This is a genomic window from Shimia sp., from assembly GCF_039969785.1.
Lineage (GTDB): Bacteria > Pseudomonadota > Alphaproteobacteria > Rhodobacterales > Rhodobacteraceae > Shimia.
The window spans coordinates 146,919-171,499 of sequence record NZ_JBDVNC010000005.1 but is presented as its reverse complement, the minus strand read 5'-3'; the positions used below and the strand labels follow the sequence as shown (position 1 = coordinate 171,499).

Below are 24,581 nucleotides of genomic sequence, written 5' to 3'. Positions count from 1 at the left end.
GCGGGTCAATGGTTGCATTTGACCTTGGCCAGCCATTCTGTCATGCCTGTGACAAACCCGGAAAGGCCGGAGAGGCAAGTTATGAAGGTCATTATCTGTGGTGCCGGTCAGGTCGGATGGCAGATCGCGCGTCATTTATCCGGTGAGAAAAACGACGTCACCGTTGTAGATAACAATCCCGAACTGGTGCGCCGCGCGACCGATACGCTGGACGTGCAGGGTATCTCGGGATTTGCCAGTTACCCTGATATTCTTGACCGGGCTGGGGCGCGGGACGCGGATATGATCATTGCCGCAACCCATTCTGACGAAGTGAACATGGTGACGTGTCAGGTGGCGCATTCGGTGTTTGCCGTGCCGCGCAAAATCGCCCGGTTGCGAAGTCAGGCCTATCTTGATGTGGTCTATTCCGATTTGTACCGGCGCGACCATATGCCAATTGATGTGGTGATTTCACCCGAGTTGGAAGTTGCCGAAGCCGCGTTGAAACGTCTGAGCGCGCCGCATGCGTTTGACACCGAGATGTTTCTGGATGGCAATGTTCAGATGCTGGGATTGTCGTTGACCGACGAATGTCCGGTTCTCAATACGCCCTTGCGTCAGCTGACCGACCTGTTTTCCACTTTGCGCGCGGTCGTTGTTGGGGTGCGCCGGAAAGGTTCATTGTTTGCGCCAGAACCGGGGGATCAGTTGTTCGCGGGTGATGAGATTTACGTCTTTACTTTTGCTGATGACGTGAGCCGCACAATGGAAGTCTTTGGCAAGATACAGAAAAAGCACGAGCGTACGATCATTATTGGCGGCGGAAACGTGGGATTGATGGTGGCGCAGCGCCTTGAGCAAAGCGCTGACAAAGTGCGGACCAAAGTGATCGAACGCAGCAGAAGCACAGCCGAAAAAGCCGCCGAAGCATTGGAGCGGACAATTGTGTTGAATGGCGATGGTCTGGATTCGGCGCTGTTAGCCGAGGCAGGGGTCGAACGGGCGGACGCCATTCTGGCGGTCACAGATGACGACAAAACCAACATGTTGGCGTCAGTACGGGCCAAGGCAAATGGATGCCCTCTGGCGATTGCCCTGATCAACGATCCGACGCTTGCGCCCATGATGACCCCCCTTGGCATTGACGCGTTCATCAGCCCACGTGCAACAACCGTCAGTTCCATTCTGCGCCATATTCGACATGGCCGGGTGCGCAACGTGTATTCCGTTGGCGACGCTGAAGCCGAGATCATTGAAGCCGAAGTATTGTCGACCTCACCCATTGCCGGGCAGCAGGTGCGCGATATCGATTTTCCCGAAGGTGTGTTGATTGGCGCGATTATGAAAGGCAAAGACGTGTTGAAACCCAAAGGCGGCACGCGTGTCGAAGAGGGCGACGTGATCGCGCTGTTCAGCATGGCGGCGGATGTTCCCGAAGTCGAACGTCTGTTGCAGGTCTCGATCGATTTTTTCTGAACCATGCTGTCACGCCTGTCCAGATTGCCGCTTTTTCTGCACTTGGTGGCTATTTCCGGGCTATTGATGTTTGTCCCGGCGATCGTGGCGTCGCTTCAGAACGATGATTTTGTCGCGCGCATGTTCTTTTACAGTGCAACCTTGGTTCTGTTTGTTTGTGCGTTGATCGCGATGGCCATTTCCGGGACGCGTCCGGCGCCCAGAACAATCGACCATTTGCTGTCACTGTTTAGCGCGTTTGCAATACTGCCCATTGTACTGGCGATGCCATTTTTTGAAGCGTTGGAAACCACAACCTTTATCAACGCTTATTTCGAGATGGTTTCCTGTCTGACCACAACCGGCGCAACTGTGTTTGCGCAAGCCGAGCGTTTGCCGCCTGCGTTACATCTTTGGCGGGGGATTGTTGGTTGGATGGGTGGTTTGATGATGTGGATTGCCGCATCAGCCGTGTTTGCGCCGCTGTCGGTGGGTGGGTTTGAGGTGACGGCGCGTGGCGAACCTGGCCAGCTGAATTCAGGCGGCAGCCAGATGCAGCGCGCGGCGCCGATGAAGCGGTGGATCAAGGGCGCGAAGGCTTTGCTGCCAATTTACGCCGGGTTGACCTTGGCGATTTGGGTGATGTTGATGATCCTTGGCGACACACCATTGACCGGACTGATGCACGCCATGTCGACCATGTCGACAAGCGGAATTTCCCCGGTTGGTGGTCTTCAGAATTCAAATGCGGGGCTGGCCGGAGAGGGCGTTATTTTCCTGTTCCTGTTATTTGCGTTGTCGCGCACAACGTTTTCCGCTGATACCGGTGCTGTAAGACGCGAAAGTCTGGTCATGGACCCCGAATTCCGACTGGGTCTGCTTTTGGTTCTGTTGGTGCCGTTGGTGCTGTTTGTGCGTCACTGGTTTGGGGCGATTGACGTGAATGAAAACCCCGACGCGCTGGCCGCATTCAAGGCGGCATGGGGTGGTGTCTTTACGGTCTTGAGTTTCCTGACAACCACTGGCTTTGAAAGCTCTGAATGGCAGGTCGCACAGGATTGGTCTGGCCTTGGGTCGCCGGGTTTGATCCTGTTGGGACTGGCCCTGGTCGGCGGAGGCGTGGCGACAACGGCGGGGGGCGTCAAGTTGTTGCGCGTTTATGCGCTTTATTTGCAAGGGTTGGGTGAAATGGAGCGGCTGGTGCATCCCAGTGTTGTGGTGGGCAGTCGCGGTGGCGGATCCCGTCGCATCCGGCGACGTGGCGCGGTGATCGCATGGGTCTTTTTCATGCTGTTCGCGATTTCATTGGCGGGCGTAGCCACAATACTGGCCGCATTCGGAAGCGATTTTGAGCAATCCATCATCCTCGCAATTTCGGCGCTGACCACAACAGGTCCTTTAACCCAGTTCGCCGGAGATGCCCCAATTGATCTCTTGTCGCTTGGCGGGTGGGAAAAACTGGTTTTGACTGGGGCCATGGTGTTGGGGCGCTTGGAAACATTGGCAATTATTGCACTTTTGTCTCCCGACTTGTGGCACAAATGATGCTTTTGATCTGACCTGCGGGGACGACGTTCACATTTTGGGCTGGAAACTCTGGAAACCGCACTCCATACTCATCGTGTAAGAATGAACGCACCCGATGCACCCAACAAGAACAAAGGCAAGCGCGCGATGGCTTCGGATCGACAGAATCTCCAAGATGCATTTCTAAATCACGTCCGGAAAACAAAAGTTCCGGTGACTATTTTTTTGATTAATGGTGTCAAATTGCAGGGTGTGATTACCTGGTTTGACAACTTTTGTGTGTTGTTACGTCGGGATGGCCAAAGCCAGCTGGTGTACAAACATGCAATTTCAACCATCATGCCGGCTCAGCCGATCAGCCTTTATGAAGGTGAAGACGCCTCTTGATGGAGCATGACGCGCAGGTTACCCGCGCATGGGTCCTGCATCCCGATATTGCTGGCGCCGATAAGCGGCGCGAGGTTTCTTTCGCGTTGGAAGAGGCAGTTGCCCTTGCGGTTGCTTTGCCTGAGCTGGATGTTATTGGATCGACCGCTGTGCGGTTGCCCAAAGCCCATGCAGGCATGTTGTTTGGCAAAGGCAAGATAGAAGAGCTGGGCAATCTGTTTAAAGCCAACGATGTTGAGCTGGTCCTGATCGATGGTCCGGTCAGCCCCGTCCAGCAACGCAATCTTGAAAAAGCCTGGAAGGTTAAATTGCTGGACCGCACTGGGTTGATCCTTGAGATTTTCTCGGACCGTGCTCGTACGCGAGAGGGTGTTTTGCAGGTTGAAATGGCCGCGCTGAGTTATCAACGCACGCGGTTGGTGCGCGCCTGGACCCACCTTGAGCGTCAGCGCGGTGGATTGGGATTTGTCGGTGGACCCGGCGAGACCCAGATCGAGGCCGACCGGCGTGCCATTGACGATCAACTTGTGCGCCTGCGACGTCAGTTGTCCAAAGTGGTGAAGACCCGCGAATTGCATCGCAAAGCACGTGCCAAGGTGCCGTTTCCTATTGTCGCGCTGGTCGGGTACACAAACGCTGGAAAATCGACGTTGTTTAACCGGGTGACGGGGGCCGATGTGATGGCCAAGGATATGCTTTTTGCGACGCTTGATCCCACCATGCGGGCGGTGCAGTTACCGGACGGACCGGAAGTGATCCTGTCTGATACGGTGGGTTTCATCAGCGATTTGCCGACCGAATTGGTGGCATCGTTCCGGGCCACGTTGGAAGAGGTTCTTGCAGCGGATTTGGTTTTGCATGTGCGTGACGTTGCACATCCGGAAACCGAACATCAGTCTGAAGATGTGCACGCCATTCTTGAATCGCTTGGTTTAGACGAAGACACGCGCCAGATCGAAGTTTGGAACAAAATTGATCTGTTAGATGGCGAAACACAAGCAGCACTACAGGCAAAAGCCGCGCGCCAGGATGATATTTTTGCCGTGTCTGCCGTGACTGGCGAAGGTTTGGATGAGATGTTTGTGGCGATAGCCCGGGCGCTGGATGCGGAAAAAACCCTTGAAATGCTGCATCTGGAGTTTGCCCAGGGAAAACAGCGTGCGTGGTTGTTCAAGGAAGGCGTGATTGAAGCCGAAGAACAGGGTGAAGACGGGTTTGACATCACGGTCAAATGGACCGCGCGCCAGGCCCGCAAATATCAAACACTCTGATCCGGGGTCCCGGTTAGTTTTCCAGCGGTAGAATTTTGGTAACGCCGACGGCGGCGGCACGCGCCAGTTCTGCGTCCAGGGACATCGGAATGTATTCGCCGCGGCGCCAAAGTTGGGCCATGTCGTCATAATACCGCGACAGGAAATGGCCGGATTGTCCGGTTGAAGTCACAAAAACTGAACTGTCGGGATCGGCAAAATCATAGACCCCACGGTATCCGGCAGCGTGCACATTCTGGAACGGATCAGGACCAGAGCCGCTTGTACGTCCGCGTTGCAATGTGTTGTCGCCCCCTGACGTGGACTGCCGAATGTTCACGAAATACCGCAGCAATGGGACAGAGCCCAGTACCTGATGGTCATGTGTGGCCTGATGAGCATCTCCCCAACGCAAGGACTCAAGCTGAGTGCCATAGCGTTCTTCGATCCAGACCAGCGCATCGGTCAGTGCCAGTCGGGCCATATCGGTACAGGTTTCTTCCGGCGCGCTTTGGCGCACGTCGCACCATACAGATGCGCCATCGACATTTCGAAACACCCGCTCAATAAACAGCGGTTCCACGTGTTTGAATGCATCTGCAAGCGGGCCAAGTTCATCCCGGATCAACCGATCCTGAAGCGCACGCACCCACGCTGCATACAACAGCGGTTCGGGCAGGTGTTCGTTCATCTCGCCATTCCATTCGGACAACAGCGACAAAGCGCGCTGGTGTTGGCGCTCGCGGCTGCCATCGGGCGCGGTTTCCGACGTGAACCACAGATCGGCCCCGATCAGAGGCAAAAGCGCGCGGGCAGAGAAACTGACGGTATCAAGCTGTGCTTCGACAAAGCTGTCACGTGTGTGGACCTGACGCCCCTGCATCAGGCGTTGCCAGCGTTGGACGCGCTGACTGTCACCCCAGACAAAAGACATGTGCAGCGGAAACGGGCGTTCGACAACCTTGTTGTTGGTGTTACCAACGATGCCGCCGGTTGGCGCAATAAACGCCGGGTTTGACACATAAGGATAGGTGCCCTGCCATCTGTTCTCGCTTCGCCACCCCAGTGCGGGCAGACGCCCCTGACTTTGGCTTTGGGCATCCCGCCTTGGCATGGCGCCAACCACTTTGAGCGCGATGGTTTCGCGGTCCGCCACGGTCAGGTTTTGCGAGGGTGAGATATAGTCTTTGGACACCTCAAGCGCTTCGCCAACCGACTGAGACTGCATCAACGCAATTGCGGCCGACATTGACGTGTCTTGCGGGCTGAGCGCGGTCCATGACAACGCCGCGACATGGCCACCGGGTGTGATCGAGGCCAGATTGTAATGCGTGCCGGGCAGGACCGGGCCGTTATCTGTCCATCGCAAGGTGATCGTGATTGGCGTTTCATCTTTGATGTGAATGATGGATTTTCTGGTAACGAATTCCCTGAACCCGTCCGGTGTCCGATATTCTTCTGGGTTTTCGGTGTTCAGTTCTTCGATGAACACGTCCTGATCATCAAGATAAGACGACGTCAGTCCCCAACCCAGCGCGTCGGAACGCCCGACAAGCAGCGAAGGAATGCCCGGAATAGTCCCGCCAATGACGCCACCGGATTGCAGTTCGAGCCGGGCAAGATACCAGATCGCCGGAGCGGATAGCCCCAGGTGCGGATCATTGGCGAGCAAAGTACCGCCTGATGCGCTTCGGCTGGTGGCGGCAGCCCAGGCGTTGGATGCGCCAGCCAGTTTGTATTCCGGAAAGGGTGACAATGGTGTTTGCGGCATCGGGATTGTGGCCGCGAATTTTGGCACGCCGGGCACCAATTGCGCATATTCCGGCAGGGCGGCAATTCCCGCACCGGGGGCATCTGGCAAAATGTCAGACAAGCGGGCCTGATCATTCAGCGCCAGTGACGTGCGTGCGCGCAGGACCTCTTCTTCCAGATGACCGGACAGCTGCAGGGCCATGAGCTTTTGAACAGCCAGCGAATCCGCCGGTTGCCACGGGGCAATTGGCTGAGAGAACATGAACAATTCCGGTGCACCGCGCCCCAGAGAGCTGACATTGATTTCGTCAATGCGTGTGTTCACACCATTGGCGTAGGCGCGAAGTGCAGAAGTTGTCTGAGCGTCCTGAGCTGAAACCGATTGCTGGGCAAGCGTATGAAGATCAAAGCGACGCAAAAGTTTGTCGACTTCAACGGTGCGCGTGCCAAACACCTCGGACAAGCGGCCCTGAACGGTCCGGCGCAGCGTGATCATCTGCCATAGCCGGTCCTGGGCGTGGGCATAACCGAGGGCAAAAAACACGTCCTGATCGGTGTCGCCAAAAATGTGGGGAACATTGGCATTGTCTCGCACAATTTCCACCGGAGCCTTGACCGCCGGGGTCACCAGCGTCTTGTCATATTCCGGCAAAGACCGCGACGCGAGGAAATAGATCAGCGAAACAGCAAGCACCGCCAGAATCACCAGACCGGTGGCAATTCGTAAAAGCCATTGAATTATAGGACCCAAATCACCTGCTCCGCATTGTCTCTTGCCATCCGCCTCTTCAGACGAGACAAGTATGACGACTATTACGACGAAAAAATGCGAGGGAAAAGCAGATGGCGAAAGTGGCGTTTTTGGGATTGGGTGTGATGGGCTATCCGATGGCAGGGCATCTGGCCTCTGCAGGCCATGACGTGACCGTCTATAACCGGACCACGGCCAAGGCCGAAGCCTGGGCCAAGGCGCATGGCGGCGCATTTTCACCAACACCTGCGGGTGCGGCGAAGGGCGCTGAATTTGTGATGTCCTGTGTTGGAAATGATGACGATCTGCGCGCTGTTTGCGTGGGCGAGGACGGGGCATTTGGCGGGATGGCTGCGGGCGCGGTGTTTGTGGATCACACGACAGTGTCCGCCAAAGTCACGCGTGAACTCTACAGCGCTGCGAAAGAATGTGATGTCAGTTTTGTTGACGCCCCGATTTCAGGCGGGCAGGCCGGCGCGGAAAACGGTGTTTTGTCCATCATGTGCGGCGGAGATCAAGGCGCGTTTTCGGCAGTAGAACCGGTATTGGACGCCTATGGGCGCACGATCAAACGATTGGGCGACAGCGGCGCGGGGCAACTGACCAAGATGGTCAATCAGATTTGTATCGCCGGTCTGGTGCAAGGGTTGAGCGAAGGTCTGCACTTTGCCGAGAAGGCAGGTCTGGATGGGCGCCAAGTGGTCGACGTGATTTCAGGCGGTGCCGCGGGCAGCTGGCAAATGATGAACCGGTATGAAACTATGCTGGATGATGCGTTTGAACATGGGTTCGCCGTGGACTGGATGCGCAAGGATCTGGGCATTTGTCTGGATACGGCTGATGAAAACGGCGCGAGTCTGCCAGTAACTGCGCTGGTCGATCAGTTTTATAAGGATGTCCAGAAGCTGGGTGGCGGACGCTGGGACACGTCCAGCCTGCTCAAACGGCTGCGCGCTATGGGCTGATCAACCCGGCAGTTTCAAACAGCGTCGTCATATGATCCCAATAGGGTAGTTCGTCATTCGCATCATCCTGGAGCAGCGCCTGAACCGGGGCGTTGTGGCCCTTACGCTCGCATGTCAGCACAGTAACCGGCGCGCCAACCATTTGCGCTGCTGCAAACGTGTTTTGGGCATTGCCCGGGGCGATGATGTTGTCCTGCTGGCTGTGGATAAGCAGAGCGGGCGGGCCGTTTTTGGTGAATTCCCACGGTTGTACCATTGTGGCACCAAGAGCGACGACCGCGTCGGGTTTTGGGAATTGAGGCAAGTTTGCTGGCGGATAAGCCAGCGAAAACCCGGCGATGCCGCCAGCTGAAATACCAAGCACCGCAACTTTGTCACTTTGGATATCATAGCGGCTGTGATTGAGACGCAGAAAACTGAGTGCGGTTCCGATGTCCTGTCGAGCGGCCTCAAACGCGGGGCCAAGCATGCGTTTTGCGATGGAAACACCCTGGCGCAATGAGCGTTTTCGGCTTTCCCGGATGATTTCAAGGTCTGACGCGGTAAAGGCGGTTGGTGGGGTTGCCAGCCGATAGCTGACGGATGCCAGTGCAAGCCCCTGTTGGGTTAGCCGTTCTGCCAGGGGACGCACCCGTTTTGCGCGCCGGTGCCCTTTGAAAAACCCGCCGCCATGGGCATGAAGTACCGTTGCCTGCGCCGGGGTTTCGGGCAGATACAAATCGAGCGCCAAAGGGATGCCCTGGCGCCCGGAATAAGGAATGTCGCCGAGAACACGCATGGCGTGGTTCAGGGAATGATCCGTGTGTATTTGATGCCTTCCAGCGAGGCACCAACCTTGAGCCCGGCCTGACCAAAGATCACAGCGATCACCGGAGCCAGCAGGTTGGTGGTTTCCGCGCTGAGATTTCCGCCTTCGTTGGCGACGACATATTCGACACCTGCACCTGCAGCCCAGCCATTGGAGTGGCGGAATTCGGTCAGCGCGCCCTCTGTCATGAAAAACAGAACATGCGCATATTGCTCGGCGCCGATTTGGAATCCAAAGCTGCCCTTGGTGGCAGAATAATAATCAACGGTGACGTCATTGACCCGCAAAGCGCCACGACCATAGCCGCCGCCCACGCCAAACCCGGCCTCGGTCACAACTGGCATAACCAGCATTCCGGTGGCCTTGTCGCGCAGGTCGGTGGTGTTGGGATAATTCGTATAGAGATAGTTCAACGTTGCATCGACGCGCGCATCGATTTCGTTGGCACCATTGCTGCCAACACCGTTACCGCAGGCTGCGGTCATACCAGCAGCCGCAAGGCCGGTCAGCGCAAAGCCGCGTCTTGTAATCCTGTCCATAATTTACTGCCCGATTTTTTGTTTTCTGCTACCGCCGGTTCAATCCGGTTTGTGCGGCGCACTATACGCGGCAATCCGCCGTCTGTCACTAGCTTGCATGGCTTTGAGCGGGTTAGCGCGCGGCGAGTTTCTTAGCCACAGTCGGCGCAAAGTAGGTCAGAATACCATCACACCCGGCGCGTTTGAATCCCATCAAGCTTTCAACCATGGCCTTTTCGCCGTCGATCCAGCCGATTTGGGCAGCGCCCTGGATCATCGCGTATTCACCAGACACCTGATAGGCATAGGTCGGCACGCCAAAGCTGTCTTTCACCCGGCGGCAAATATCGAGATACGGCATGCCGGGTTTGACCATCACCATGTCTGCACCTTCGTCCAGATCTCTGGCAACCAGACGCAAGGCTTCGTCGCTGTTGGCCGGGTCCATCTGATAGGTGGATTTGTCGCCTTTGAGCGCACCGGAGGCACCAACGGCGTCCCGGAACGGGCCATAAAACGCGCTGGCATATTTGGCAGCATAGCTAAGCAGCATGACATTCTGGTGGTCGTTGGCTTCCAAAGCGTTGCGAATGGCGCCGATGCGCCCGTCCATCATGTCGCTGGGGCCAATGATGTCCGCACCTGCCTCAGCCTGAGACAGGGCTTGTTTCACAAGCGCCTCGACCGTTTCATCATTCAGGATCTGACCGTCCACAACAAATCCGTCATGGCCGTTGATATTATAGGGGTCCAGCGCCACGTCGGTCATCACCGCAATCTCTGGCACGGCCTGTTTGATGGCCCGGGTCGCGCGATTGGACAGGTTGTCAGGGTTCCAGGCTTCGGCGCAATCTGCGGTCTTGAGAGACGGATTGGTATAAGGGAACAGACAAATCACCGGAATTCCAAGATCAGCGGCTTCGCGCGCGGCTTCGACAATCTTGTCGACAGAGCGACGTAATACACCGGGCATCGACTCAACCGGTTCTTCGACGCCTTCGCCATCGCGCACAAATACAGGCCAGATCAGATCATCGACGGTTAATGTGTTTTCGCGTACCAGGCCACGAACGGCAGCAGATTGACGCGTTCGTCGCAGGCGCGCGGTCGGAAATGCGGGGGGTGTGACAGTCATGGCATCCTCAGAATTTGTTGCAAAATAGGTGCCATGGATTTTCCCTTATCTCAAGGCTAGGAATTGCCGCAGAGGCGGGGTATGTGGTGGACAATTCAAAAGGGCAGCAGACTTGAACTGGCACCAGACCGTCTTTGAACTGATCGATATGCGCAGCTTTTCCAACCTTTGGTTCTGGATTGCGCTTGCTGTATTCTGGTCGTCCGCCAGCCACTGGGTGCTGGGGGTTCCATGGGATATGGTGCTGCGTGCCAAACGTGTTGGCGAACAGGCCGAGATTGACCTGCAGGACATAGTTCGGGTCAACACCAATCGCATCCTCTATATCGCGCAGGTTTCCGGTCTTTGGCTTTTGGCGCTGGCATGCTTTTTGCTCACCGGGTTGGCGGTAATGGGTTTCATCTACGGGCTTGAGTTCGCGCAGGCCGTATTTCTGTTGATGTTCCCGATGTCGATTGTTGGTTTCATGAGCATTTTTGCCGCGCGACGTATTCAGATCGAAGAGGCCACAGGCGATCTGTTGCGCAAACGGTTGGGCCGGCATCGTTTCTGGACTCAATGCGTTGGCATGATTTCGATTTTCGTGACATCCCTATGGGGCATGTACCAGAATTTTCAAATTTCACCGCTTGGGTGAGCAGGACAACTGATCGATGAGTGATGCGCAACACATTCAGGTGGGCGGCGCGCCCGAAGGCTATGATGCGCAGTTGATTCTGCGCGAGGTCGACCGGTCAAACGGTCCTGTGTTGCATATTGCACGTGACGACAAACGCCTTGCTGCGATGCGGGCCGCGCTGTCATTCTTTCAACCTGACATGCCGGTTGTGACATTTCCTGGCTGGGACTGTTTGCCCTATGACCGGGTATCGCCCAATGCCGATATTTCAGCGACGCGTATGGCGACGCTGGCCGGGCTTGTGCACGGCATGCCACCGAAATTTGTGCTGTTGACCACTTTGAACGCGGCAACACAAAGGCTGCCTGCGCGCGAAGTGCTGCGCGAGGCGGCTTTCAAGGCAGAAGTTGGCAATCGTGTAGACGAAGCGGCATTGCGCGCGTTTTTGGTGCGGATGGGTTTTACGCAGGCCCCCACGGTGATGGAGCCGGGCGACTATGCCATTCGGGGCGGTATCATCGACATTTTTCCGCCCGGAGACAGCGGGCCAGTTCGGTTGGACATGTTTGGCGACGTATTGGATGGTGCGCGCCGCTTTGATCCTGCGACCCAGCGGACGACCGAAAAGCTGGACCGCATTGAACTGGCTCCCGTTAGCGAGATCATTTTGGATGAAGCCGCCATCACCCGGTTTCGCCAGAATTACCGGATCGAATTTGGCGCTGCCGGAACCGATGATCCCTTATATGAGGCAGTAAGTGCGGGGCGTAAGCATCAGGGTGTGGAACACTGGATGCCATTTTTCCACGAACGTTTGGAAACCCTGTTTGATTACCTTCTAGATGCAGTAATATCTGTTGATAATCAGATAGATGCGGCGCGCCTCTCACGTTGGGATATGATTGAAGATCAATATCAGACCCGGCATCTTGCGATGAAACAAAAGACTCGGTTGGACACGGTCTATAAGCCGATTCCACCGGGTTTGCTTTATCTGGACGATGCCGCATGGGAGGAAGCGGTTGCGCAGCGCAGATCGCTTAACTTTAACCCCTTGCCTCAGGCCAGCGGACCGGGCGTGATTGATGCGGGCGGACGTATCGGACGAAATTTTGCGCCGGAACGACAGCAGGAGAGTATTAGCCTGTTTGCCGCATTGGCGGACCATATCCGCAAGAAACTGCCGGATGGGCCGGTGGTGGTGGCCAGCTATTCCGAAGGCGCGCGCGAACGGCTCAGCGGGTTGATTGAAGACGAAGGTCTGGCCGAGACTGTGCATGTAAATGATGCGGCGCGTGTGGGCAAAACCGGGTTGTATCTGGCGGTCTGGGCGCTGGAACACGGCTTTGAAACGCCCGACATGACAGTTGTTTCCGAGCAGGACGTTCTGGGTGACCGGTTGATCCGGGCGCCACGCAAGAAACGCCGTGCCGAGAATTTCCTGACCGAAGCACAATCGTTGTCCCCGGGTGATCTGGTGGTGCATGTCGATCATGGGATTGGGCGGTATCACGGGCTTGAGGTGATCACTGCAGCTGGTGCCGCGCATGAATGCATCAGCCTTGAATATGCAGAAAGTTCAAAGCTTTACCTGCCCGTCGAAAACATTGAACTGCTGTCACAATACGGCCATGACGAAGGCCTTTTGGACCGGCTTGGTGGTGGGGCGTGGCAGGCTAAGAAAGCTAAGCTGAAAGAGCGCATCCGAGAGATGGCGGACCGGTTGATCCGGGTCGCGGCAGAGCGGGCATTGCGCACTGCACCAATTCTGGAGGCGGAACACCACGCGTGGGAAGAGTTTAGCGCGCGGTTCCCGTATCAGGAAACCGATGATCAGTTGCGCGCCATCCAGGATGTGATTGGCGATCTGGGCTCGGGTCAGCCGATGGACCGGTTGATTTGCGGTGATGTTGGATTTGGCAAAACCGAAGTGGCGATGCGCGCGGCATTTGTTGCGGCGATGTCGGGGATGCAGGTCGCGGTGATCGCGCCGACCACTCTTTTGGCGCGCCAGCATTACAAGAGTTTTTCGGAGCGCTTTCGAGGTTTTCCGCTTAATGTCAGCAGTTTATCCCGGTTTGTTTCAGCAAAGGACGCAGACAAAACCCGGGATGGAATGTCGCGCGGCACGGTTGATATTGTGATCGGCACCCACGCGTTGTTGGCGAAAAGTGTGCGTTTCAAGAACCTTGGACTGCTGATCATTGATGAGGAACAGCATTTTGGGGTTGCCCATAAAGAGCGGCTGAAACAGATACGCAGCGACGTGCATGTACTGACGCTGACCGCGACGCCAATTCCACGCACCTTGCAACTGAGCCTGTCCGGTGTGCGGGATCTGTCGATCATTGGCACGCCGCCGGTGGACCGTCTTGCGATCCGCACCTATGTCAGCGAATTTGACGGTGTCACGCTGCGTGAAGCGTTGCTGCGAGAGCATTACCGGGGCGGGCAGAGCTTTTATGTGGTGCCCCGCATCAGCGATCTACCTGAAATTGAAGCGTTTTTACGCGATCACGTTCCGGAAGTCAGCTTTGTGATTGCACATGGTCAGATGGCCGCGGGCGAGCTGGATGACCGAATGAATGCGTTTTATGACGGCAAATATGACGTGCTGTTGGCGACCACAATTGTGGAAAGCGGGTTGGACATTCCGACGGCGAACACGATGGTGGTTCACCGGGCAGACATGTTTGGGTTGGCGCAGCTTTATCAGATCCGGGGTCGGGTGGGCCGATCCAAGACGCGGGCCTACGCTTATATGACCACGAAACCGAGGGTCAAATTGACAGCGACGGCGGAAAAACGGCTGCGGGTTTTGGGGTCGCTGGACACGCTGGGTGCCGGATTTACCCTTGCTTCTCAAGACCTTGACATACGTGGCGCGGGTAACTTGCTGGGTGAAGAACAGTCCGGTCAGATGCGCGATGTTGGTTATGAGCTCTACCAGTCGATGCTGGAAGAGGCGATTGCCAAGATCAAGGCGGGTGAGTTGGAAGGCCTGTCCGCAGCGGATGATCAATGGGCACCGCAGATTAATCTGGGCGTGCCGGTTCTGATCCCCGAAGATTACGTGCCTGATCTGGATGTGCGGCTTGGTCTTTACCGGCGTCTGAGCGGATTGCAGGGCAAGGTTGAACTGGAAGGGTTTGCCGCCGAACTGATTGACCGGTTTGGTAAATTACCAAGGGAAGTCAACACCTTGCTGCTTGTTGTACGCATCAAGGAGATGTGCAAGAAAGCTGGCATTGCCAAGCTGGATGGCGGGCCCAAAGGGGCGACAATTCAGTTTCACAACGACAAGTTTGCTTCTCCTCAGGGGTTGGTTGAGTTCATTCAGGACCAGCGCGGGCTGGCCAAGATCAAGGACAACAAGATCGTAGTGCGGCGCGACTGGATTAAAGAAAGCGACAAGATCAAAGGCGCTTTTGGACTGGCGCGTGATCTGGCAGCCAAAGTCGTTGCCGAGCGCAAACGCGCTAGGGCCAAGGCGCAAAAACCGACGTCGGCATAACGTCGGTATTGCGTCAGCACCGCGTCGGTTTGGTTTTCGCGACCGTCGTCAGGTGGCCATTGCGGCCTGAGCACAGGCACAAGATGCTTTGACGGTGTCGTCAGCGCGGGCCTCTGCCATCTCTAAGCGTTGTTTGATCAATGGCAGCTCTTTGGTGTCGCCACGTGCCTTGAGGCAATCATGCAGACCACGCAATGCCCAAACATTGTCAGGATGCACTGTTGCGCGGCTCAGTTGCCCGCCAAGCCCCAGATCTTCGCGATAAGCGGCTTCAGCTTCGGTGACGTGCCCTTGTTCAAACAGCAGCGCGCCTAATGCGTGGCGTACAGGCTGCATCCAGCCCCAGGGCTCATCATAGGCAAGAGTGTCTTCCAGATGCACAGCCTGGCGCAGATGCGCAAAGGCCGCGTCGTAGTTTTCCTTACGGTACTCAATCTCGCCATGCAGCATGTCATGTGCGACCGCCAGAAGATCCACGACGGTATTGTTGTGCAATCGGCGGCTTTCAGGAACACGTTCTCTTGCAACCGTAAACAACGCGGCTTCCACTTCGGCCTCTGGCACATTGCCAAGTGCCGCATGTGCCACGGCGCGCGCGTAATGGGTGAATGCGGTCAGGGTGCAGTATAGCTCCGTGTCTTCGGGCAGCGCCAGTTGGGTTGCTTCTTGCCAGCGGCCAAAGCGGATCAGGATATGGGGATACATCGAGCAATAGGCCTCGAAATAGTCGGCCATAGGCGGGGACGGGACGCGCAACATGTCTTCGGGGCAGGTGTCCAGAATGCCCTGATTGGCGGCGAGCGCAGGGGCAATCTGACCCAGAAACAGCGCGCCGTAGATGACGAAATGGTAATTATGAATGCGATAGCCGGTGTAGATGTTGAACGGGCCTTCGCGATTGTAGAACTTCATGTCGGCGACTGAGCCAGCCGTATTCCAACGCACGACGTTTTCATAATGGCCGCACAGTACATCAATATGTGTGGCCATGTGGATGAGGTGGCCGCCATCCGGCATCAGCGTACGTAGGGCGTCTCCGGCTTTTAATGCTTTCTCCGGGAAGGGTGACATTTCCATCAGGTGCACATAGAGATGCAACAGACCCGGATGGCGCATTGCGGCGGGATCGTTGGTCATGGCCTGTTCCAGTATGGCCTGACATTCCACCGTGTCCGCGCCGTCTGTTGGGGCGGCGGAAGGCAGATTCCACATGTTCCACGGGTGGCGGTTCATCATCGATTCCGCAAAGATCGTACAAATCTCAAGGCTTTGCGGAAATTCGTCAAATGCGGCGCGCATGATGTTGGCAAAGTCATCGTTCCATACGGACATGAGGTCCGGATCGATAACATCGCAAACGGGGTAGCGCGCGGGCAGGGCGCGGATCAGGGCGGCTTCTTGCGGGGTTACGGCGTCGATGCGGTTTATGGCCTGTTGCGTGGCTGCATAGCATGTGGCCAGCGCTTCGGCGCGACCCTGGCCGTCAAAGAGCTCCCACGGCATGTTATAATTTGGGCCAGCTGCATAGGCCACGCCCCAATGCGCCATGGCGCAATCCGGGTCTTCGGTCAGGGCGTTTTTGAAACAAACAACGGCTTCTTCGTGGTTGTAGTTGTAGGTCCAGTTCAGACCGAGGTCGAACCAGCGTTGGGCCTCAGCGCTGGATGTGGTGACTTTGAAGGTGTGAGTGCCAAGGTCGTAATCATAGCTGGTCATTGGTCTGTCTCCCTCTGTTCGCGAGGGGTAGCGTATCACACCGGGGACTATTGCCGAAATTGGCTCAGGCGGTGGCCTCGATCTGGCGCATGCGCAGCATCAGCCAAAAGCCCAGTGCAGAACACACGCTGACAGAGACGGCCAGCGGTAAAGGTGTGCCATCAAACGCCAATCCGATGGGCACGGCAATGGCTGCGCCCAGAATGGTTGAGATGCCACCCATGATGCTGGCTGCGGTGCCTGCCATATGCCCCAAAGGTTCCATCGCCAACGCGTTGAGGTTGCCCAGTGTCATGCCAATGCCAAAAAAGACAGACGTTTGCCAAAGGACAAAAACATAGAATTGCACTCCGTCAGGGTTCATTGTCATCACTGCTGTTGCCATGACACAGGAGAAGATTATCTGTGCGCCGGTCGTGGCGGTGATCAGATAGCGCATGCCCAGCCGCATCACGAGTTTGGCGTTCAAAAGGCTGGCCGATCCCGAGACCAGCGCGACACCGGCAAACCACAATGGGAAATCCGCGCCGTGACCATAGGTGACGTCATAAATCTGCTGCACGGAACTGATCACGGCAAAGAGCGTGCCAAATATCAGGGATTGGACAAGGATCGATATGCGCACGGCTGGCATGCGCCACATCTCACGCGCGCCCGACACAATTTTGCGCAGGGAAAACGGGCGACGGTCTTCGATGGCAAGCGGTTCGGGCAGGCGGATGCTGATCCAGATCACACTTATTACAGAGAACAGAATGAAGGCGATAAAGATGCCGCGCCAGCTTGAAAACTCGATGATGACAGTGCCAAGTGCGGGGGCGATCGCCGGAACAAGCGTAAAGATCATCATGGCAAAAGACACGATGCGCGCCATTTCGCGCCCCGAGAACAGGTCGCGGATGATTGCTATGGTGACAATGCGTGGTCCGGCAGCGCCGATGCCCTGTAACACGCGGGCAATCAACACAACCTCAAGCGATTGGCTGAGCCATGCGATGAAGGCGCATGCGGAATAGACAACGGCGCCGCCAATCAGAATGGGCTTGCGACCAAAGCGGTCCGACAACGGGCCGGTAAAGAAAGTGCCAAGTCCCATGCCCAAAACGAAGCTGGTCAGGATCAGTTGTGCGCGGTTGAGGTTGTCAGGGCTGAGCTCCTGTCCGATCTCGGGCAGGGCGGGCAACATTGCGTCAATAGAAAACGCAATGGTGGCGAACATCATCGCGCAAAGGGCGATGAATTCGACCCGCGACATCGGCAGGTTCGCAGTCATGGCGTTGGCGGATCGTCCCTGTTATCGGCATGCGGCTCGGGCGATACCTTGTGATGACCAAGCCGGGCAATGAGCCATTCTGTATGCGCGGCACGTTTTTCCGCGGCGATATGGCCGATCTGCTGAATTACAAACGCAAAAATGCCAAGGCCGAGGAAGATATAGATGGTGGTTCCGATTTTGCCCAATGTAGTAACGGGCACAAATGAGCCGTATCCGACCGTGGACAATGTCACAACCGAAAAAAAGTAACTGTCGACCCAGCTCCAGCCTTCGACGATGTGAAAAAACACCGTGCCGCCGACGATCACAGGCGTGAGCAGCAATACAAGTGTGATCAGTCGTTCAAATGTTGTCATTCAGCGGCCTGTTGTGCGCGCAGCTCTCCGATCACTTTGCGCCACAGCTCGGTGGTCTGGGCGCCGGGAACAGCGTGTTGGTTGGCGACAATGAATGTGGGCACGGAATTTACGCCCATTTCGCGGCTGTGTGCATCGCGTTTGCGCATGTCGTCGGCGTCAGTGTCCGTGGCCAGAAGTTTGGAAATCACCGCCGCGTCCAGACCGCAGCCATCCGCCAGATCGCACAACACTTCGGCATCGCCAATATCACGCCCTTCTTTGAAATAGGCTTTGAACAGGGCGTCCACGACGGCGTTTTGTTTTTGCTCGATCCCGGCCCAGTGGATCAGGCGATGCGCATCGATTGTGTTGGGCGTGCGCTGGATCGCGGCAAAGTCGATGTCCAACCCTTCTTCGACGGCGTGTCGTTCAATCTCTGCATAGACCCGCACGGCGTTTTCCTTGCCGCCAAACTTGGTCTCAAGATAAGTGCGCCGGTCCATGCCTTCGGCAGGCATGTCAGGGTTAAGCTGAAACGGATGCCATTCAATGGCAAACGGGTGGTCCGGTTCAGCCTCCAGCGCCTTTTCCAGACGGGATTTCCCGATATAGCACCATGGGCAGATTGGGTCGGAGAGAATATCAAGCTTGATCATTTTGGTGCCTTAAATTGGGCGCGCAGGGCGCGGCGGCTGAGCTTGCCATTGGGATTTGTTGGCAGGGCGTCGAGCCTTTGAAAGAGTTTTGGCTGTTTGTATCGGGCCAGGTTTTGTTCGGCATACGCTTTCAGCGCGGTTTCGTCCAGTTCAGAGGACGCGGTATAGAACGCGGCAATGATGCGGACGTCGCGTTTGATCTCGATATCCGTGACGCCAACGGTTGTGATGCCGGGAAACCGGGACAGGGCGGCCTCGACCTCAAGCGGCGAAACCCGGTAGCCGCCTGCGTTCATCATGTCATCAGCGCGCCCGGCATAGGTGATGTAAAAATCGCCATCCATCACGCCCTGATCACCGGTCAGGAACCACGTGTCCTGAAACCGGGATTGGGTGTCTTCTTCAGCATTCAGATAGCCCAGCATCAGACCGGGGTCGTTTTGATCAATCGCAATGGTGCCCTGTTTTCCCAATGAAACCGGACCGTTTTCGTCAACAATTGCGATACGCCGCCCGACCTGTGGTTTACCCAACGTACCGGGATGCGCGGGGCTGGTTGGGCTGGCGGATATAAAGGTTGAGCATTCGGACATGCCGTAAGCTTCAAAAATTGGCGTGCCGGTGGCGGTGAACCAGTCTTCGCGGATGGTCTCGGACAGTTTTTCGCCAGCGGTCAGGCCGTGGCGCAGATCGGGCAGGTGCAGGTCAGGATGATCCGAGAGGAATTTGCGGTAAACGCCCGGTGCTGCGGCAAATATCGATGCCTGATGGGTTTTGAGCAAAGCGGGGAGGGTTTTCAGGTCGACGCCATGGGCTGGGATCAGGGACGTTGCGCCCACAGACCATGGGTCCATCAACCCGGTGCCAAGTGTATAGGTCCAGTTGAAAGCCCCGGCATGCAACAGCCGGTCATCCTTGGTGAGCCCATACCAACCATTGTGCATCATCTGACGTGCCCAGATCGCCCGGTGCGCGTGACACACGGCGCGTGGCACACCGGATGTGCCCGATGTGTAAATGATATAGGCCATGCGGTCCGGTGATCCCATGTCAAACCTTGCCGGTGGCAGAGTGCGCATGTCTTCCAGATCATCCAGCAAAATTTTGGGAATGTCTGGGGTGTTCGGACAAGCAATAGCCGGATCGCGCAAGATGGCACCGGGGGACAGTTCAGCAACCATCTTGGCGGTTTCGCCTTCGGTCAGCTGCGATGATGTCGGCACCGGGATCAGACCGACAGCGATGGCCGCCAGATAGGCAATTGGGAATTCAACCGTATTGCCCAGACGCATCAGCACAATGTCACCCGGTTTCAGCCCGGAACGCAGCAAGCCCGTCCCGGTGCCAAGAACCGCCGATTTGATCTGCTCATAGCTCCAGCTTGTGCTGTGCGTTGGCGACAGCACTGACAGTGCGGTTTTGTCTGGCTGCGCGTCGGCCTGAGACAGCACATGGGCGGCCATGTTAAAGGGGGTCGGGCAGGCCGCAGAGGGCCCCTGATCAAAGAGTGACAGCATACCCACTAGCTATGCGGGCTGCGGGATGGTTGCAAGTGGCGGGACGCCTGCGTTAGAAGCGCAGATATGACCGGACAGGACCCAAAATCATTGATCCGCCTTGCACGTGAAAAAGGTGGGTCGGTGCATGTCGAACCGCTTGATCTTGGCGTGCGTGTGCGAGAGCTGCGCCGTGCGCGCAAGTGGACGCTGGAACAGGCTGCGAAACAGGCCGGACTGGCCCGTTCGACGTTGTCCAAGATTGAAAACGGGCAGATGTCGCCAACTTATGACGCGCTCAAAAAGCTGGCTGTCGGATTGGAAATTTCAGTGCCGCAGCTGTTCACGCCACCCAAGAAAGATCAGGTCATGGGGCGATTGGCCGTGGTCAAATCGGGCGAAGGCGTGAACCACGCCACGGCAACGTATGAGCATGAGTTGCTGGCCGAAGGACTGCGCAAAAAGTCGATGTTGCCGTATCGCGCGCGCATCCGGGCGCGTAATGTCGAAGAATTCGAAGGCTGGGTGCGCCATGATGGCGAAGAGTTTTTGTTTGTGCTGACCGGGGTGATCCAGCTTTACACAGAATTCTACGAACCCATCGAAATGCGGCGCGGTGACAGTGCCTATTATGACGGGGCGATGGGGCACAACGTGGTGTCACTCAGCGACGAAGACGCGACAATTTTGTGGGTGACGTCGCTGGTCAATGCGTAGGCGCGTATTGCGGCATCAAGCAGCGATGATCCCATGAGAAAACAATATCATTCCAGACTGGTTGGCGCGGACACGCATGTTTGGGACGTGCATCGACTGGCGCGGCTGGCACAGACATTGCCGACGCAGCCGGTGGCTTTGTCCGCGATTGCAGAACTGGATGAAAACTGGTGGTATCAGGCGTCATCCGAGGTGCCGTCACCACGCGCCATTGCCGCGCATATTGCGCTGGTCAACGCCACTGACCTGAGCCATCCAATTATCCTGTGTGCTGAAGGGCGATTGATGGATGGCATGCACCGGCTGGTCAAAGCGTTGCTGGCCAGGCACCGCACGATTGATGCGGTGCGATTTGCCCAAACACCAGAACCGGATTTTGTGAACGTCTCGCTGGATGATCTGCCATATGGCGACGAGATCGTCTGATTGATTGGTGGTTCTAGAGGCCTGCCAGTTCTGACTTCAGATCACCATAACCAGTGAACCGGCGTTCAAAGGCCAGACCCAGCCGTTTGGCGCAGGCTTTGGCTTTTTCAGTCAGCGCGGGATCATCCGTTTGCGCCTGATAGACCAGTTTTTCGTAATTGCCGAAATACATGTCGGCCAGTTCGGGGTGGCGGTCCAATCCCATGGGTTTCCAGACAAAGGCATCAAACTGGCGCACCAGAAAGTCTGTGAGGTAAAAGGCGGTGAACTCGGTTTCGCTGATCTCGGCAAAGCGGTCATTACCTTCAAAGAAGGAGTAGCAATGCGGCCCTTCGATCATCGACACGCCCAGATCATCGCAGGTTTTTTGCAAAAGCCCCCCGGTGCCACAGTCTGCGTATACGACAAAAATGTCGGTATAGGCGGCGCGGTGTTTGTCGACCGCTTCTGCGACGGCAGCCGGAATTTTCTCGGGGTGAATGTGCAGAATGGCGGGCAGGCAGGTCAGATCCATGTGATCCCAGCCATTGGCCGCCTTCAGATCAATGATTTCACGCGCCAGGGCGCCACAGGCCAAAAGCAGGATACGGCCATGTCCTGTGGCCTGAAGTCCGGTTTTGGTCAAATCGGTGTCGCTTGGGATCATTGGGTCAGACTCCAGTCTGCGTGCCTAAGCCTGTACGTGCTGAAAGGCGCGGGGCCGGCCCCCAGATCAAGGGTGCGGTCATCGACATAGGTCGCACCGCGTTTTTCCGTCGCTTTGCGGGAACGTATGTTCGCAGGGTCGACATGCAACCAGACGGTGTCAAAGCTCTGGAACAGATGCGCGAACATCAGATCCTTAAGCTCTCGATTGGTGTCACCCCCCCAATAGGCGCGTGTCAAAAAAGTGAATCCGATGGATGCGCAGGGCGGGGTTTCCGGGGTCAGATAAAAGCTGGACGTGCCGATAACAGCGTTTTTGGTCCGGTCCAGAACCGCCAGTGCCGCCTTGCGGGAGAGAAGAAACTCAAAATAGCGATCAAAAACCGTTTGGTCATGGCGGTCATGTGCCGGGTGCTGTTGCCAGATGTCAGGATCAGACGCGGCGGCGAATAATGGGGCGCGGTCATCAGGCAACAAAGGCCGCAGCAACAGGCTGCGGCCTTTTAAAACAGGCTGCGGATCACATCCGCCCCAGCTCATCCTGCCAGTTGATTGTGTTTGCGTGACACAAATTCCTTGGCAGTTTCCACAGCTACGGCGGCGTCCCGGCAATAGGCGTCTGCGCCAATTGCTTTGCCAAACTCTTCGTTCAGGGGCGCACCACCGACCAAAACGATATAGTCGTCGCGAATGCCTTGTTCGATCATCGTATCGATCACAACTTTCATATACGGCATGGTTGTGGTCAACAGCGCGGACATGCCCAGAATGTCAGGCTCTTCTGTTTCCAGCGCTTCCAGATAGCTTTCGACCGGGTTGTTGATGCCCAGATCGACCACTTCGAAACCAGCACCTTCCATCATCATCGACACAAGGTTTTTGCCGATGTCGTGGATGTCGCCTTTGACCGTGCCAATCACCATCTTGCCGACGCGCGGTGCGCCGGTTTCGGCCAGCAGGGGCTTAAGGATGAACATGCCGCCTTTCATGGCGTTGGCGGCCAGAAGCACTTCGGGCACAAACAAGATACCATCGCGGAAATCATTGCCGACAATGGTCATGCCGCCGACCAGCGCTTTGGTCAGAATGTCGTAAGGCACCCATTTGCGTTCAAGCAGAATATTGACGGCCTCTTCGATCTCTTCTTTGAGACCATCATAAAGGTCGTCGAACATCTGTTGGACAAGTTCTTCGTCATCAAGTTCAGACAGGATGATATCGTCTTCTTCTTCCGACATGGCCGATTCCTTGCTTGCCGGCGCGCGCGCCTGTTTTTGTATGTCTGACCTCACTTTGTCTTTTTGGCGAAATCAGACTGTCTGAATAACGACATAGCCGACGTCGGTTCCGACTTGTAAGACGGAAAATGAGGGCGGCGCGTGAAAGTTATTCATGTGGATTATTGGGTTCGTTGCATTTGTTCCTGATTTGTTCTATTTTTGAGCCATGCGACAGGATACAGACAAAAATACAGCGGATGGAATTGATCCGGGGCGGCGGCGCGGGCGGGGTGCGGTTAGCAACCGAGCATCCCGTTATGAGCCTCAGCGTGAAGACACGCATGACGGATGGGAGATCGAAGAAGAGCGACCGTTGTTTCGCACAAATGTCGAATTGGAAGAGCCGCGCAGTGTGATTACGCGGAATATATCACCTGATGTGCTTTTTGACCGGTCGATCAATCCGTATCGTGGCTGTGAACATGGCTGCATCTATTGTTTTGCGCGCCCGACACATGCCTATTTGGGATACTCTGCGGGTTTGGATTTCGAAACCCGGCTGGTAGCGCGCCCGAACGCGCCTGAAGTTCTAAAGCGCGAGTTGCGCAAAAGATCCTATCGCGCGGCGCCTTTGGCTATTGGCACAAACACAGACCCATATCAGCCGCTTGAGAAAACACATGAGATCATGCGGCGTCTGTTGATCGTGTTGCGCGATTTTCAGCACCCGGTGGGTATTGTGACCAAGGGCACGCTGATCGAACGTGACATCGATATTCTGTCGCAAATGGCAGCTAGGGGGCTTGTGCATGTGGGGATATCAGTCACGACGCTGGATCCGAAAGTGTCCCGGTTGATGGAGCCACGCGTGCCGATGCCTGCGCGTCGATTACAGACCATCCGCCGGTTGACCGAAGCAGGCATTCCGGTGCGTCTGATGATGGCGCCGGTGATCCCGGCTTTGACAGATCACGAGGTTGAAAACATCCTGCAATCGGGCGCCGAAATGGGCGCCAAAGCGGCCAGTTGGATCATGCTGCGGTTGCCTTTGGAAGTGTCGGAGCTGTTTCGGGAATGGCTGGATACGCATTTCCCGGACCGTGCAGGGCGGATCATGGCGCGGGTACGCGAGATGCATGGTGGTCAGGATTATGACGCGCGCTGGGGGCGGCGCATGAGAGGTGAAGGTAATTACGCTCAGATGATCGCGTTGCGCGTGGAAAAGGCGATGAAACGTTTTGGTCTTGAGGGCGATCTGCCTGCGCAACGATGTGATTTGTTTCGCCCGCCTTTGGCGCAGGGGGATCAACTGGCGCTATTTGAATAAATGCAAAGGCATGGTTGCTGATTCAGGCGGATAACAAAAGAAAGCCGCCCATTTTCGGGGGCGGCTTTGCAATAATCAATGTGCTGAGCGGTGTTGCCGTG

The 24,581-nt window shown here is 56.3% G+C and carries 21 protein-coding genes and 1 pseudogene; 10 read left to right on the top strand and 12 right to left on the bottom strand.

Going from position 1 to position 24,581, the window contains the following annotated elements:
- Nucleotides 1-81: 81 nt before the first annotated feature.
- From trkA to hflX, 4 genes are all read left to right on the top strand, one after another.
- Nucleotides 82-1,458 carry a Trk system potassium transporter TrkA gene (gene trkA, locus ABJI08_RS03030; protein ID WP_348400340.1) on the top strand — a complete coding sequence of 459 codons (1,377 nt, stop codon included), beginning with the start codon at nucleotides 82-84 and terminating at the stop codon, nucleotides 1,456-1,458.
- Between the two features lie 3 nt (nucleotides 1,459-1,461).
- On the top strand, nucleotides 1,462-2,982 hold the full coding sequence (locus ABJI08_RS03025; RefSeq protein ID WP_348400339.1) for a potassium transporter TrkG: 1,521 nt from the start codon (nucleotides 1,462-1,464) through the stop codon (nucleotides 2,980-2,982).
- Between the two features lie 129 nt (nucleotides 2,983-3,111).
- Entirely contained in the window at nucleotides 3,112-3,351 is a 240-nt protein-coding gene (gene hfq / locus ABJI08_RS03020; protein ID WP_008204623.1) for an RNA chaperone Hfq, read from the top strand.
- Complete coding sequence (gene hflX, locus ABJI08_RS03015) at nucleotides 3,351-4,622, top strand: GTPase HflX (protein ID WP_348400338.1); 1,272 nt, start codon at nucleotides 3,351-3,353, stop codon at nucleotides 4,620-4,622. Before hfq ends, hflX begins: the two co-directional genes overlap by 1 nt.
- A 13-nt stretch (nucleotides 4,623-4,635) precedes the next feature.
- On the opposite strand, the gene ABJI08_RS03010 is transcribed toward hflX, so the two are convergent.
- Nucleotides 4,636-7,104: a penicillin acylase family protein gene (locus tag ABJI08_RS03010; protein WP_348400337.1), complete on the bottom strand. Its 2,469-nt coding sequence runs from the start codon at nucleotides 7,102-7,104 to the stop codon at nucleotides 4,636-4,638.
- A gap of 83 nt (nucleotides 7,105-7,187) precedes the next feature.
- On the opposite strand from ABJI08_RS03010, the pseudogene ABJI08_RS03005 reads away from it, so the two are divergent.
- A pseudogene (locus ABJI08_RS03005) lies at nucleotides 7,188-8,069 on the top strand (NAD(P)-dependent oxidoreductase); the annotation flags it as partial.
- On the opposite strand, the gene ABJI08_RS03000 reads toward ABJI08_RS03005, so the two are convergent.
- From ABJI08_RS03000 to hemB, 3 genes are all read right to left on the bottom strand, one after another.
- Nucleotides 8,059-8,847, bottom strand: a complete 789-nt coding sequence (locus tag ABJI08_RS03000; RefSeq protein WP_348400336.1) for a hypothetical protein — start codon at nucleotides 8,845-8,847, stop codon at nucleotides 8,059-8,061. The pseudogene ABJI08_RS03005 and the gene ABJI08_RS03000 sit on opposite strands and share 11 nt — an antisense overlap.
- A gap of 8 nt (nucleotides 8,848-8,855) precedes the next feature.
- Nucleotides 8,856-9,416 carry a YSC84-related protein gene (locus ABJI08_RS02995; protein ID WP_348400335.1) on the bottom strand — a complete coding sequence of 187 codons (561 nt, stop codon included), beginning with the start codon at nucleotides 9,414-9,416 and terminating at the stop codon, nucleotides 8,856-8,858.
- A gap of 112 nt (nucleotides 9,417-9,528) precedes the next feature.
- Nucleotides 9,529-10,530, bottom strand: coding sequence for a porphobilinogen synthase (gene hemB / locus ABJI08_RS02990; RefSeq protein WP_348400334.1), 1,002 nt, complete (start codon nucleotides 10,528-10,530; stop codon nucleotides 9,529-9,531).
- 112 nt (nucleotides 10,531-10,642) lie between these two features.
- Between hemB and ABJI08_RS02985 the strand changes: the two genes are divergently transcribed.
- Nucleotides 10,643-11,167 carry a component of SufBCD complex gene (locus ABJI08_RS02985; RefSeq protein WP_348400333.1) on the top strand — a complete coding sequence of 175 codons (525 nt, stop codon included), beginning with the start codon at nucleotides 10,643-10,645 and terminating at the stop codon, nucleotides 11,165-11,167.
- 16 nt (nucleotides 11,168-11,183) lie between these two features.
- A complete protein-coding gene (mfd, locus tag ABJI08_RS02980; RefSeq protein ID WP_348400332.1) occupies nucleotides 11,184-14,663 on the top strand; it encodes a transcription-repair coupling factor in 3,480 nt (1,159 codons plus the stop codon).
- A gap of 48 nt (nucleotides 14,664-14,711) precedes the next feature.
- On the opposite strand, the gene ABJI08_RS02975 is transcribed toward mfd, so the two are convergent.
- The 5 genes from ABJI08_RS02975 to ABJI08_RS02955 form a co-directional block, all read right to left on the bottom strand.
- Nucleotides 14,712-16,379, bottom strand: a complete 1,668-nt coding sequence (locus ABJI08_RS02975) for a hypothetical protein (protein ID WP_348400331.1) — start codon at nucleotides 16,377-16,379, stop codon at nucleotides 14,712-14,714.
- A gap of 64 nt (nucleotides 16,380-16,443) precedes the next feature.
- Nucleotides 16,444-17,652, bottom strand: a complete 1,209-nt coding sequence (locus ABJI08_RS02970) for a multidrug effflux MFS transporter (protein ID WP_348400330.1) — start codon at nucleotides 17,650-17,652, stop codon at nucleotides 16,444-16,446.
- Nucleotides 17,649-18,011 carry a potassium channel family protein gene (locus tag ABJI08_RS02965; protein ID WP_348400329.1) on the bottom strand — a complete coding sequence of 121 codons (363 nt, stop codon included), beginning with the start codon at nucleotides 18,009-18,011 and terminating at the stop codon, nucleotides 17,649-17,651. Before ABJI08_RS02965 ends, ABJI08_RS02970 begins: the two co-directional genes overlap by 4 nt.
- On the bottom strand, nucleotides 18,008-18,649 hold the full coding sequence (locus ABJI08_RS02960; protein ID WP_348400328.1) for a DsbA family oxidoreductase: 642 nt from the start codon (nucleotides 18,647-18,649) through the stop codon (nucleotides 18,008-18,010). The genes ABJI08_RS02965 and ABJI08_RS02960 overlap by 4 nt, the downstream gene beginning before the upstream one ends.
- Nucleotides 18,646-20,166, bottom strand: a complete 1,521-nt coding sequence (locus ABJI08_RS02955) for a class I adenylate-forming enzyme family protein (protein WP_348400327.1) — start codon at nucleotides 20,164-20,166, stop codon at nucleotides 18,646-18,648. Before ABJI08_RS02955 ends, ABJI08_RS02960 begins: the two co-directional genes overlap by 4 nt.
- Nucleotides 20,167-20,232: 66 nt before the next feature.
- Here ABJI08_RS02955 and ABJI08_RS02950 point away from each other — a divergent pair, with 66 nt between their 5' ends.
- Together ABJI08_RS02950 and ABJI08_RS02945 are read left to right on the top strand one after the other, a co-directional pair.
- Nucleotides 20,233-20,862, top strand: a complete 630-nt coding sequence (locus tag ABJI08_RS02950; RefSeq protein WP_348400326.1) for an XRE family transcriptional regulator — start codon at nucleotides 20,233-20,235, stop codon at nucleotides 20,860-20,862.
- A gap of 33 nt (nucleotides 20,863-20,895) precedes the next feature.
- Complete coding sequence (locus tag ABJI08_RS02945; RefSeq protein ID WP_348400325.1) at nucleotides 20,896-21,288, top strand: hypothetical protein; 393 nt, start codon at nucleotides 20,896-20,898, stop codon at nucleotides 21,286-21,288.
- A gap of 13 nt (nucleotides 21,289-21,301) precedes the next feature.
- On the opposite strand, the gene ABJI08_RS02940 is transcribed toward ABJI08_RS02945, so the two are convergent.
- Genes ABJI08_RS02940 through ABJI08_RS02930 form a run of 3 tightly spaced genes read right to left on the bottom strand, consistent with a single transcriptional unit; the run spans nucleotide 21,302 to nucleotide 23,171 of the window.
- Complete coding sequence (locus ABJI08_RS02940) at nucleotides 21,302-21,934, bottom strand: DUF1638 domain-containing protein (RefSeq protein ID WP_348400324.1); 633 nt, start codon at nucleotides 21,932-21,934, stop codon at nucleotides 21,302-21,304.
- On the bottom strand, nucleotides 21,931-22,473 hold the full coding sequence (locus ABJI08_RS02935) for a GNAT family N-acetyltransferase (RefSeq protein WP_348400323.1): 543 nt from the start codon (nucleotides 22,471-22,473) through the stop codon (nucleotides 21,931-21,933). The genes ABJI08_RS02940 and ABJI08_RS02935 overlap by 4 nt, the downstream gene beginning before the upstream one ends.
- Nucleotides 22,470-23,171 (bottom strand): B12-binding domain-containing protein, encoded by a 702-nt coding sequence (locus ABJI08_RS02930; RefSeq protein WP_348400322.1) that lies wholly within the window; start codon nucleotides 23,169-23,171, stop codon nucleotides 22,470-22,472. The genes ABJI08_RS02935 and ABJI08_RS02930 overlap by 4 nt, the downstream gene beginning before the upstream one ends.
- Before the next feature lie 208 nt (nucleotides 23,172-23,379).
- Here ABJI08_RS02930 and ABJI08_RS02925 point away from each other — a divergent pair, with 208 nt between their 5' ends.
- Nucleotides 23,380-24,480: a PA0069 family radical SAM protein gene (locus ABJI08_RS02925; RefSeq protein ID WP_348400321.1), complete on the top strand. Its 1,101-nt coding sequence runs from the start codon at nucleotides 23,380-23,382 to the stop codon at nucleotides 24,478-24,480.
- Nucleotides 24,481-24,581 lie beyond the last annotated feature (101 nt).